Consider the following 11,712-nt stretch of genomic DNA (forward strand, 5'->3'; position numbering starts at 1 on the left):
AATGATCAAGCCCCTCAACGAACGGCATTCACCTACAGCTTCATGCTGATGAATGCCCTGAGCAGGGGCGCCAGATTGGAAGCCTCGTGTGGCTGACTGCCGCTATGAGGATTCACTCTGTCCAGCTGGAAGTTAATCCCGTTATCAACCGACGTAGCCGTATAAGAGTAATCGTAAGGAACAAGTTTCTCTTCATCCTCATCCCGTTCGAACAAGTAAACTTTTACTCGAAGCACGTCCGCAGGATTGTTAAGCACCGTGAGAAATACTAAAAGTTCTGGATCGATGGTCGCTTGATGGTAAAAAGCCACTGCAAGTTTGCGGATAGCTTCAATGTCTTTTTCATCAATGCTGCCGTCAGGGACAACGTTAATGTCGGACCAAGGGTCGAAGTCGAACGTGGTGCTGTTGTCCTGCTTGTCGATATGCAAGGTTAAGTGGGTGGTAGCGCAAAGAGAGGAGTCGCTATTACTTCTGGACAATGTAATAAGAATTTTGACGGTGTCTGCGTCATCCACTCTTTGCAGAAATACGCCACTGGTAGTGCATGGAAACATACAGAACCTACCGTGCTTAAGGGCTGACGATGCTGGCGTAGGCTTTGGCGAGTGCTTTTAGTTTGTCTTCGTCGGCGGCATCCAAATCACCGTCGCCGTCCACATCTTTTTTCAGTCCGCTGAGGGTGAAGGTGTTTCCATTATCGCGGGATATTGCGGTGACAAAGATCGAGTCGACCAGGGTTTCCGTTTGGGTTTCATTTTCCGCATTCCACCCCATTTCCTTTCGAGCAAGTTGCATCGACACCCAGGTGTTGGGTTCCGATGGGCCGGGTTGCATGAGTTGCAGGAATATACCGCGTTGATTGAAATAAGACATGACTTAGTCCTTTAGGTTAATGTCGAGTGCAAATTATTTGCGGAGTGAAAACTAAAGCTAAAAACCCAGGTCAAGCCAATAACTATGTAGGTCAAAAGTTACTAATTATTAATTACTTGATTAACCAATGTAGTTGATTGCCATCTCTCCGCACGGCCGATCGGCATGCCGAACGGTACTCGTCGGCGCACGGCCTGTTGGAGTACTGTATGAATATACAGATAAAGGATGAGTTCGATGATCAGTTCCCTGCCACCTCGCGGGCGAGGTACCGCAGCCAATCCGCATAATCGCTTTGCACCCAGTCGTTCGGTCGCCGAGGACGACGGTTGGTATCAGGAAGTGCCGCTGACCCAAGGCACAGAGGTGCGCATTGAGACGGCGAAAACCATCATTACCCGCAACAACTCACCGGACCTGCCGTTCGATCGTTCGATCAACCCCTACAGGGGCTGCGAACACGGATGCATCTACTGTTACGCCAGGCCTAGCCACGCCTACTGGGACCTCTCCCCCGGGCTCGACTTCGAGACTCGCCTGATTGCTAAAACCAACGCGGCCGACGTGCTTGAGCAGCAACTCAGCAAGCGTGGCTATCAATGTGCGCCAATCAATCTGGGTTCCAACACCGACCCCTACCAGCCGATCGAGCGCGAACAAAAAATCACCCGGCGAGTTTTGCAGGTGCTCCTACGCTACCGGCATCCGGTGACTATCATCACTAAGGGCTCGCTGATCCTTCGCGACCTGGATTTGTTGAGCGAATTGGCCGAGCAACGGCTGGTGGCGGTGATGATCAGCCTGACCAGTCTGGATGATGAGCTCAAACGCATACTCGAACCTCGCACGGCGGCCCCCAAGGCACGGTTACGGGCGATTCGGGTGATGCGCGAGGTGGGTATTCCGGTGGGCGTGCTGTGTTCGCCGATGATTCCGATGGTCAACGACAGCGAGCTGGAAAGCCTGCTCACGGCAGCCCACGCCGCCGGGGCTCAAAGTGCGGCGTACATGATGCTCAGGCTGCCGTTGGAAGTCGCTCCGCTATTTGAAGAGTGGCTGGCGGCCCACTACCCGCAGCGTGCAGCTCACGTATTGAGCCTGATTCGCCAAAGTCGCGGCGGCGAGCTGTACGACAGTCGATTTGGCGTGCGCATGCGTGGCGAAGGGCCATTTGCCGACCTGTTGGCGCAGCGGTTTGCCAAGACCATCAAGCGCCTTGGGCTGAATCAGCGTGAGGGGTTCAACCTGGATTGCAGTGCCTTTTGCCCTTCGGGTGCGCAAATGTCGTTGTTATAGCCCACGAATTAATAGTGTTTATAGTGCTATGTAATACGTACCACGGTATGAAATATCTGCAGTAATCCTTTAAATGTGCGGTTTAGAGCCACTGATTCAGTTTGAGTTAAGTTTTGCTGGTTACGGTGCTCATCGAGTGACCGGCTGGTCACGGATTTGTTTTTCGGCCAGCCGTTGGCTCTGTCCCAGGTAAAACGGGAAGATTCGCTAACTCGTCAAAGAGGATGATCCATGAGTGACCAGGATAAACAGCCGCCGGCTGCATTGGTTTCGGCCCCTCCCGGGGCCGAAACCGCAGATGCAGCGCTGCAACATATCGTCGATGGCTTTCTGCATTTTCATCATGAAGTCTTCCCGCAGCAGGAAGAGCTGTTCAAGAAGCTCGCCACGGCGCAACGGCCGCGAGCGATGTTCATTGCATGTGCCGACTCACGCATCGTTCCCGAATTGATTACCCAAAGCGCCCCAGGCGATCTGTTTGTCACCCGTAATGTCGGCAACGTCGTTCCGCCCTATGGGCAAATGAACGGTGGTGTTTCCACGGCGATCGAATACGCCGTTCTGGCCCTGGGTGTGCAGCACATCATTATTTGCGGGCACTCCGATTGCGGTGCCATGCGCGCTGTACTCAATCCGCAAAGCCTGGAGAGGATGCCCACCGTCAAGGCCTGGTTGCGTCACGCCGAAGTGGCGAAAACCATGGTCCAGGAGAACTGCCAGTGCGCTGACGAACACGAAGGCATGCAGGTGCTGACCGAAGAAAACGTCATCGCACAATTGCAGCACCTGCGTACCCACCCTTCCGTGGCTTCGCGCATGGCCAACGGGCAGCTGTTTATCCATGGCTGGGTCTACAGCATCGAAACCAGCGAAATCAAAGCTTATGACGCGGATAAGGGCTGCTTCTTGCCGCTGGATGGTCAACATCCGATTCCCATGGCGACGCCCAAGGCGCGCTTCTAGAAACGCCTAAACACCTCGTCTGGCCCGGTCGTGGCTGCTGAAAAAGCAGTCAGGCCTTGTCACGCCTGTAAAAAATCGGGAGACGCGCTATGCGTACTGCGCAATTGAGAGCTGTTTTGCCACGGGAGCTAATGGCTTCGGTGGTGGTATTTCTGGTCGCCCTGCCGTTGTGCATGGGCATTGCCATTGCGTCCGGGATGCCCCCGGCCAAGGGCCTGATCACCGGAATCATCGGCGGGCTGGTGGTGGGTTGGCTCGCGGGGGCGCCGCTGCAAGTCAGCGGGCCGGCGGCGGGGTTGGCGGTATTGGTGTTCGAATTGGTACGCCAGCATGGTGTGGCGATGCTGGGCCCGATCCTGCTGCTGGCCGGCTTGTTGCAATTGCTTGCCGGTCGTCTGCGACTCGGCTGCTGGTTTCGGGTGACGGCACCGGCAGTGGTGTATGGAATGTTGGCGGGGATTGGCGTGTTGATCGTGCTGTCGCAGGTGCATGTGCTGTTTGACGGGGTACCCAAACCCTCGGGTCTGGAAAACCTTATCGGTTTCCCGGCGACTGTGGTGCAGGCGCTCGACGGTGCAGTGGGCTGGCAGGCCGGTTTGTTGGGGCTATCCACCATCACCGTGATGGGGCTCTGGGAGAAGTTGCGTCCGCCAGCTCTGCGCTTTATCCCCGGGGCTCTGCTCGGCGTCGCGTTGGCGACCATCACCAGCTTGCTCCTGGTGTTGGACGTCAAACGAGTCGAGGTTCCAGCCAATCTAGCCGAGGCCATCGACTGGTTGAAACCTGCGGACTTGCTGAACCTGGCCGACCCCAACCTGTTGATTGCCGCGTTTGCAGTAGCGTTTATTGCCAGCGCGGAAACCTTGTTGTCAGCAGCCGCCGTGGATCGAATGCACAGTGGCGCGCGGGCTGATTTCGACCGTGAATTGTCTGCTCAGGGCGTGGGCAACATGCTCTGCGGTCTGCTGGGCGCCTTGCCGATGACCGGAGTGATCGTGCGCAGTTCGGCCAACGTTCAGGCGGGAGCCAAAACGCGTCTGTCGGCCATTTTGCATGGCGTCTGGTTGCTGGGATTTGTGCTGCTGCTCTCCAGCGTCCTGCAAAGCATCCCGGTAGCCAGTCTTGCGGGGGTGTTGGTGTATACGGGGATCAAGCTGGTCGATCTCAAGGCGTTTCGTGGCCTGCAGCGCTATGGTCGGTTGCCGATGCTGACTTACGCCGTCACTGCACTGGCGATCATCTTCAGCGACTTGTTGACGGGAGTGCTGATCGGCTTTGGCCTGACCCTGGTGAAACTGGCCTGGAAGGCATCCCGCCTGAAAATCAGTCTGGTCGATCTGGCGCCGCAGGGAGAAATGGAATTGCGGCTGACTGGCGCTGCGACCTTTCTCAAGGTGCCAGCGTTGTCGCGGGCATTGCAGGCCATTCCGGCGGGTGCAACGGTGCATGTGCCACTGAACAACCTCAGTTACATCGACCATGCCTGCCTGGAATTGCTGGAGGAATGGGATCGGGCCAATCAGAGCAAGGGGTCGCGGTTGGTGATCGAGGCGCGTGGATTGAAGCGTCGACTGGAGGGGCGATTGCGGACTACGGTGGGGCTTGGTTAAAGCGAAAGATCGCAGTCTGCAGGGATTTCTGCTGGCTGCGATCTCTCAAAAGGGGGTCAAGCTGCCGGTTGATCCAGTTCCAGACCAACACCCAACTGGCGGGACAGGCACGGCCAGCGTTTCCAGGCAGCACCGGTGTCCGGGCTGTTGAGTTTTTCCCGGTAGGCTTCGACCGATTCCAGGGCGAAGCTGTCTTCGTCGAGCATTTCGTCGACGGCATGATGAACCGCCTCATCCAGTTGATTGGCGAAATCTTCGCCGATCAACTGGTGGGCAATCAGGTTGGCGACAGTCATGTCCAAGGGGATCAGTGGCTGGCCAAAATGCTTGATGTACAGGTCATTCACTTCCTCTACCAGGCGATGTGCGAGGTAGGCTTCGTCCAGCAGACAGTCGAGGCCGACATGGCCCTGCATGATTTCCGGTGGCTGGATGAAGAACTGTTCGGCGATCTTCAATACTGGTTTGATCTGCGATTCGATACCGGCTTCTCGCGCGACTTCATTGGCCGCGTCCAGCAGGTCGGGTACCTGGTCGATGTAAGCAGCAACAAAACGGGTCATCGCGCCGTTGGCGTCGACCTCGGGTAACTTGATGGCGTCATGCAGGTGAGGCAGTTGGTCTTCCAGCTGACGGCTCAGCTGACCGGTTTCGGACTCATGTTGCTGTGCACGTTGAATCTGCTCGCGCAATGCGGCGGTGTTCATGAAAACTCCAGGAAACGAAGGCAGGAAAATAGGGGAAGACATAAGTTAGCTTGCTTATGAAAACCCTTAAGACGTATTTGTCATAATTATTTCACCTTTGATGCGTATAGGTTATATCCATTTGCCATCATCCACCCCACATCCTTCTCCATCCGTGGCCCATGGCGCAAGTCCAGGGTGTTTCAGCTGATTTACGCCGTCGCGTTGCGAGGTCGTACTCCCTGTCTATACTCGGTTTTGTATGAAGTTAGCTGATGACGCCCGACTGCATGTGCAGCAAGGCTTGGCGGTTTAAGTTCGTAGTCTAGGTAGCCGCTCCCTTGGACGCAGGTGAAAGCCGGCGGGATAACAAGAACGATAAGGGGAACCCGCAATGATGCGACATCCACAAGTCTGGATGGGCCTCCTGTTGTGGTCGGTTTTCAGTCAGGCGCAAGCCGCCTGGACTGTGAATATGGCGCCTGGGGCTACTGAAATCAGTCACGCAGTGTTCGACCTGCACATGACCATCTTCTGGATCTGTGTAGTGATCGGCATCATCGTCTTTGGGGCGATGTTCTGGTCGATGATCATGCATCGGCGCTCCACCGGACAGGAAGCCGCCAAATTCCATGAAAGCACGACGGTCGAGATTCTCTGGACCATCGTGCCTTTCATCATCCTGGTCGCCATGGCTGTTCCGGCGACCGCCACCCTGATCAAGATGTACGACAGCAGTGAGCCGGATATCGATATCCAGGTCACCGGCTATCAGTGGAAGTGGCACTACAAATACCTGGGCCAGGACGTCGAGTTCTTCAGCAACCTGGCCACGCCTCAAGAACAGATCCACAACAAGAGCGCCAAGAGCGAGCATTACCTGTTGGAAGTCGACCAGCCGCTGGTGCTGCCGGTGGGGGCCAAGGTGCGCTTCCTGGTGACCTCGGCCGACGTTATCCACTCGTGGTGGGTGCCGGCATTCGCGGTCAAGCGTGATGCGATTCCCGGGTTCGTCAACGAGGCCTGGACTCGCGTCGACAAGCCCGGCCTCTACCGTGGGCAGTGCGCCGAGTTGTGCGGCAAGGACCACGGCTTCATGCCGATCGTGGTCGACGTCAAAACCAAGGCCGACTACGACACCTGGCTCGCCGAACGCAAGGCCGAAGCCGCCAAGCTCAAGGAGCTGACCAGCAAGGAATGGACGCTGGACGAGCTCAAGGAGCGCGGCGACAAGATCTATCACACCACCTGCGTGGCCTGTCACCAGGCCGAAGGCCAGGGTCTGCCGCCGATGTTCCCGGCACTCAAGGGCTCGAAAATCGCCACCGGTCCGAAGGACGCTCACCTGAGCATCGTCTTCCACGGCAAACCGGGAACCGCCATGGCGGCGTTCGGCAAGCAGCTGTCGGAAGTCGATATCGCCGCCGTCGTTACCTACGAGCGTAACGCCTGGGGTAACAACAAAGGCGATATGGTCACGCCGAAAGACGTGCTGGCCCTGAAACAGGCGGAAAGCAAATGAGCCGCTCGATTGCATGTTCCCGTGAACGCCTGGGGCTCAACCCCCCAGGCCGCCCAGCCCATTGGTTTGCAGGAGAAAGGACATGAGCGCAGTGATCGATGACCATGGTCATGCCGGCCATGACCACGCCCATGGTCCCGCCAAGGGCTTGATGCGCTGGGTGCTGACCACCAACCACAAGGACATCGGCACCCTGTACCTGTGGTTCAGTTTCATGATGTTCCTGCTGGGCGGATCGTTTGCCATGGTGATCCGCGCCGAGCTGTTCCAGCCCGGGCTGCAGATTGTCGAACCAGCCTTCTTCAACCAGATGACCACCATGCATGGCCTGGTGATGGTCTTCGGTGCGGTGATGCCGGCGTTTGTCGGCCTGGCCAACTGGATGATTCCGCTGATGATCGGGGCGCCGGACATGGCCCTGCCGCGGATGAACAACTTCAGTTTCTGGCTGCTGCCGGCAGCCTTCCTGATGCTGGTTTCGACCTTGTTCATGCCCGGTGGCGGACCGAACTTCGGTTGGACCTTCTACGCGCCGCTGTCGACCACCTACGCCCCGGAAAGCGTGACCTTTTTCATCTTCGCCATCCACCTGATGGGTATCAGTTCGATCATGGGGGCGATTAACGTCATCGCGACCATCCTCAACCTGCGCGCCCCGGGCATGACCTTGATGAAGATGCCACTGTTCGTCTGGACCTGGCTGATCACCGCCTTCCTGCTGATCGCGGTGATGCCGGTACTGGCCGGTTGCGTGACGATGATGCTGATGGACATCCACTTCGGCACCAGCTTCTTCAGTGCCGCCGGTGGCGGTGACCCGGTGTTGTTCCAGCACGTGTTCTGGTTCTTCGGTCACCCCGAGGTGTACATCATGATTCTGCCGGCGTTCGGCGCCGTCAGCTCGATCATTCCGACCTTTTCGCGCAAGCCGCTGTTCGGCTACACCTCGATGGTCTATGCGACGGCGAGCATCGCTTTCCTGTCGTTCATCGTCTGGGCGCACCACATGTTCGTGGTGGGCATCCCGTTGGTGGGTGAGCTGTTCTTCATGTACGCCACGTTGCTGATCGCGGTGCCCACTGGGGTAAAGGTGTTTAACTGGGCCAGTACCATGTGGCAGGGATCGCTGACGTTCGAGACGCCCATGCTGTTCGCCGTGGCGTTCGTGATTCTGTTCTCGATCGGTGGCTTTTCGGGGTTGATGCTGGCGATCGCTCCGGCGGACTTCCAGTATCAGGACACCTACTTCGTGGTGGCGCACTTTCACTACGTGCTGGTGCCGGGCGCAATCTTCGGGATCTTCGCCTCGGCCTACTACTGGATGCCGAAGTGGACCGGCCACATGTATGACGAGACCCTCGGCAAGCTGCATTTCTGGCTGTCCTTCATCGGCATGAACATGGCGTTCTTCCCGATGCACTTCGTCGGGCTGGCGGGCATGCCGCGGCGGATCCCGGACTACAACCTGCAGTTCGCCGACTTCAACATGGTCTCGTCGATTGGCGCGTTCATGTTCGGCGCCACGCAGATTTTCTTCCTGTTCATTGTGATCAAGACCATTCGCGGCGGCCCACCCGCCCCGGCGAAACCTTGGGATGGTGCCGAAGGCCTGGAGTGGGAAATTCCATCGCCAGCGCCGTATCACACCTTCACTACACCGCCAGATGTGAAGTGAACGGCGCGGAGGATCGACACCATGGCTGACTCGATCTCGATGAAAAAACTAGTCACCCGGCTGTTGCTGGTGGTGGTGGCGATGTTTGTCTTTGGTTTTGCCCTGGTGCCGATCTACGACGTGATGTGCAAGGCGCTGGGCATCAATGGCAAGACCGGTGGCCAGTACACGGGTGAGCAGCAGGTGGATGCTTCGCGCCAGGTGCGGGTGCAGTTCCTGTCGACCAATGCCATCGACATGGTCTGGGATTTCTATCCCAAATCCGATGACATCGTGGTCCATCCGGGGGCGGTGAACGAGATGATCTTCATCGCGCGTAATCCCAGTGACCACCCCATGAGCGCCCAGGCGGTGCCGAGCATTTCGCCCAGCGCTGCGGCGATGTACTTCCACAAGACCGAATGCTTCTGCTTTACCCAGCAAGTGCTGCAGCCCGGTCAGCAGATCGAGATGCCGGTACGTTTCATCGTTGACCGCGATATGCCCAAGGATGTGAAGCACCTGACGCTGGCTTACACGCTGTTCGATATCACTGCACGTCATCCGCCCGTGGCCGTCGCCGAGAAGACCGGTGGCTAGACGTTCAAGCGTGCCCGATAAGGAGAACAATAAATGGCAACTCATGAGCACTATTACGTACCCGCCCAGAGCAAATGGCCGATCATCGCCACCATCGGCATGTTCGTCACGGTGTTCGGCCTGGGCACCTGGTTCAACGACCTCAAGGCGGCGCGCCCGGAATCCCACGGCCCGCTGATCTTTTTCGTCGGCGGTCTGCTACTGGCCTACATGCTGTTTGGCTGGTTCGGCGCGGTGATCAAGGAGAGTCGTGCGGGGTTGTACAGTGCGCAACTCGATCGCTCATTCCGCTGGGGCATGAGCTGGTTTATCTTCTCCGAAGTGATGTTCTTCATCGCCTTCTTTGGCGCGTTGTTCTACGTGCGCCATGTCTCGGGTCCGGCGTTGGGTGGTGAAGGCACCAAAGGCATCGCCCACATGCTCTGGCCGAACTTCCAGTTCGTCTGGCCGCTGCTGGAAAACCCGGACTCCAAACTGTTCCCGCCACCCAAGGACGTCATCAGCCCCTGGGGCTTGCCGCTGCTCAACACGGTCATTCTGGTGACGTCCAGTATCACCGTGACCATCGCCCACCATGCTCTGAAAAAAGGCCATCGCGGCGCGCTGAAAATCTGGTTGGCCCTGACCGTATTGCTGGGCTGCGCGTTCCTCGGCTTCCAGGCTGAAGAGTATATCCACGCTTATAAAGAGCTGGGCCTGACCCTCGGTTCGGGCATCTACGGCGCGACTTTCTTCATGCTCACCGGTTTCCATGGCGCCCACGTGACCATCGGCACCCTGATTCTGTTCGTGATGCTGATGCGGGTCCTGCGCGGGCATTTCGATGCCGAGCACCAATTCGGCTTCGAAGCCGCGAGCTGGTACTGGCACTTTGTGGACGTGGTGTGGATCGGCTTGTTTGTCTTCGTCTACGTGCTTTGAGATCGTTTACCAGGGGGCATGAGAGACCAGCTGGCCGCTGAAGAAGCCCCAGGCGATCAGGCCGACGGTGACGGCGGCCAGGCCAACGCGAACACTCAGGGCGATCACCAGGCGATGTGAGCTGCTCTCGTCCTTGACCAGAAAAAACAGGCCGCTGAACAGGCTGACAACCGTGGCAATCAGCATCAGGACGATGGCTGCTTTGAGCATGGGGACACTCCGGGGGAAACGCGTATGCATTTGAGTATAGCCAGCTCGCCCGCTGACTTTCTGGCGCGGCCATGAAGCATTTCCGCCCGGGTCTCGTGCCGAGCCTGGTGGTGGCGCTGTTGCTGCCGCTGCTGGTCTCGCTCGGCTTCTGGCAACTGGCCCGTGGCGAGCAAAAAAAGCTGCTCATGGACAGTTACGCCGAACGCCGGGCGGGCGAGCCAGTGGCCGTCGCTGAGTTGCTGCACAACTCTGATCCGGCCTTCAGACGGGTCAGCCTGCACGGCCATTTCGACGCCGAACACAGCGTGCTGCTGGACAACCGGCAGCGCGATGGCAAGGTCGGCGTCGAGTTGCTGCAGCCATTTCTCGATCAGGCCAGCGGCCAATGGCTGTTGGTCAATCGCGGTTGGTTGCCGTGGCCGGACCGGCGCACACCGCCGGCATTCAGCACACCCGAGCAGGCATTGAGCCTGACCGCGTGGGTCTATGTCGCTCCCGGTACCACCTTTCAACTGCATGCCGATCCCCTTCAGGCCAACTGGCCGCGGCTGGTGACGGCGATCGCGCCGCAAAAGCTCTGGGACGAACTGGGTCGCAGCGGTTTCGCCTACGAAGTTCGCACAGAAGCCGGGCCTGCGGCCTACCAGGCCGACTGGCCAGTGGTGTCCATGGGCCCGGAAAAACACCTCGGTTATGCCGTGCAGTGGTTCGCCATGGCGCTCGCACTGTTCGGCCTCTATCTCTACCTCGGATGGCACAACGCAAGGGAGAAAAACCATGGGAGCGACCATGAATCCACCCAACATGTCTAATGCACAGGCGCCTCAACGGCGGCGCGGACGTTGGCAGTTGATCCTGATTGTGCTGATGGTGATCGGTCCGATGATCCTCGCCACCGGCATGTACAAATTGCAGTTCTGGGTGCCGGACGGGCGCAGCTATCACGGCGAACTGATCGGCAATGGCCAGGGGCGCGCCGACCTGGGGGTGCAGGCGGACGAGCAGCGCTGGCAGATGCTGGTGACGGCGCCGAAGGAGTGTTCGGTCGATTGCCAGCAACTGGTGTACCTCGCCCGGCAGATCCAGGTCGGCCTGAACCGTGATGCTGCCCGCGCCAGTCACGCCCTGGCGGTCGCCCAGCCGTTGAGTGCCGATTACGACGCCAAGCTCAAGCGCGAGTACCCACAACTGCAGCGCTATCCGCTGGACCTTGGGACCTACAACAAAGCCGTGGAAGGCAAAAGCGCGGCGCAACTGTGGATCATCGATCCCCACGGCAACCTGGTGCTGCGCTACGGCCCCACCGTCAAAGGCAAGGACCTGCTCAACGACCTGCGCCACCTGCTGAAACTGTCGAATATCGGATAAGGGCAT

At 58.2% G+C, this 11,712-nt stretch carries 13 protein-coding genes; 9 read left to right on the forward strand and 4 right to left on the reverse strand.

The window, feature by feature from the left end; genetic code table 11:
* Positions 1–32 precede the first annotated feature (32 nt).
* Positions 33–518 carry a hypothetical protein gene (locus tag NR126_RS04715; RefSeq protein WP_256829785.1) on the reverse strand — a complete coding sequence of 162 codons (486 nt, stop codon included), beginning with the start codon at positions 516–518 and terminating at the stop codon, positions 33–35.
* Between the two features lie 55 nt (positions 519–573).
* Positions 574–876, reverse strand: coding sequence for a hypothetical protein (locus tag NR126_RS04720; protein WP_256829786.1), 303 nt, complete (start codon positions 874–876; stop codon positions 574–576).
* Between the two features lie 237 nt (positions 877–1,113).
* Between NR126_RS04720 and NR126_RS04725 the strand changes: the two genes are divergently transcribed.
* The 3 genes from NR126_RS04725 (at position 1,114) to NR126_RS04735 (ending at position 4,745) form a co-directional block, all read left to right on the forward strand.
* Positions 1,114–2,172: a PA0069 family radical SAM protein gene (locus NR126_RS04725; protein WP_256829787.1), complete on the forward strand. Its 1,059-nt coding sequence runs from the start codon at positions 1,114–1,116 to the stop codon at positions 2,170–2,172.
* A 231-nt stretch (positions 2,173–2,403) separates the two neighbouring features.
* Entirely contained in the window at positions 2,404–3,135 is a 732-nt protein-coding gene (locus NR126_RS04730) for a carbonic anhydrase (RefSeq protein WP_027616626.1), read from the forward strand.
* A gap of 89 nt (positions 3,136–3,224) precedes the next feature.
* The gene (locus NR126_RS04735) at positions 3,225–4,745 is read left to right on the forward strand and encodes a SulP family inorganic anion transporter (protein WP_256829790.1); all 1,521 of its coding nucleotides are present in this window, start codon (positions 3,225–3,227) and stop codon (positions 4,743–4,745) included.
* Positions 4,746–4,801: 56 nt separating this feature from the next.
* Here NR126_RS04735 and NR126_RS04740 read toward each other — a convergent pair whose 3' ends face one another.
* Entirely contained in the window at positions 4,802–5,452 is a 651-nt protein-coding gene (locus NR126_RS04740) for a hypothetical protein (protein WP_105753505.1), read from the reverse strand.
* Positions 5,453–5,825: 373 nt separating this feature from the next.
* Here NR126_RS04740 and coxB point away from each other — a divergent pair, with 373 nt between their 5' ends.
* The 4 genes from coxB (at position 5,826) to NR126_RS04760 (ending at position 10,128) form a co-directional block, all read left to right on the forward strand.
* On the forward strand, positions 5,826–6,953 hold the full coding sequence (gene coxB / locus NR126_RS04745; RefSeq protein ID WP_105753504.1) for a cytochrome c oxidase subunit II: 1,128 nt from the start codon (positions 5,826–5,828) through the stop codon (positions 6,951–6,953).
* An 82-nt stretch (positions 6,954–7,035) separates the two neighbouring features.
* The gene (gene ctaD, locus NR126_RS04750) at positions 7,036–8,628 is read left to right on the forward strand and encodes a cytochrome c oxidase subunit I (RefSeq protein WP_027616622.1); all 1,593 of its coding nucleotides are present in this window, start codon (positions 7,036–7,038) and stop codon (positions 8,626–8,628) included.
* Between the two features lie 21 nt (positions 8,629–8,649).
* The gene (locus NR126_RS04755) at positions 8,650–9,207 is read left to right on the forward strand and encodes a cytochrome c oxidase assembly protein (RefSeq protein ID WP_027616621.1); all 558 of its coding nucleotides are present in this window, start codon (positions 8,650–8,652) and stop codon (positions 9,205–9,207) included.
* A 33-nt stretch (positions 9,208–9,240) separates the two neighbouring features.
* Positions 9,241–10,128, forward strand: a complete 888-nt coding sequence (locus NR126_RS04760; RefSeq protein WP_027616620.1) for a cytochrome c oxidase subunit 3 — start codon at positions 9,241–9,243, stop codon at positions 10,126–10,128.
* A gap of 6 nt (positions 10,129–10,134) precedes the next feature.
* Here NR126_RS04760 and NR126_RS04765 read toward each other — a convergent pair whose 3' ends face one another.
* Positions 10,135–10,338 carry a twin transmembrane helix small protein gene (locus tag NR126_RS04765; protein ID WP_256829791.1) on the reverse strand — a complete coding sequence of 68 codons (204 nt, stop codon included), beginning with the start codon at positions 10,336–10,338 and terminating at the stop codon, positions 10,135–10,137.
* Positions 10,339–10,409: 71 nt separating this feature from the next.
* On the opposite strand from NR126_RS04765, the gene NR126_RS04770 reads away from it, so the two are divergent.
* Both NR126_RS04770 and NR126_RS04775 read left to right on the forward strand, forming a co-directional pair.
* Positions 10,410–11,150, forward strand: coding sequence for an SURF1 family protein (locus tag NR126_RS04770; protein ID WP_256829792.1), 741 nt, complete (start codon positions 10,410–10,412; stop codon positions 11,148–11,150).
* Positions 11,116–11,706, forward strand: a complete 591-nt coding sequence (locus NR126_RS04775; RefSeq protein ID WP_256829794.1) for a hypothetical protein — start codon at positions 11,116–11,118, stop codon at positions 11,704–11,706. The genes NR126_RS04770 and NR126_RS04775 overlap by 35 nt, the downstream gene beginning before the upstream one ends.
* Positions 11,707–11,712: the final 6 nt, after the last annotated feature.

The sequence above is a fragment of the Pseudomonas sp. Pse1 genome (assembly GCF_024519635.1).
Classification (GTDB): Bacteria; Pseudomonadota; Gammaproteobacteria; order Pseudomonadales; family Pseudomonadaceae; genus Aquipseudomonas.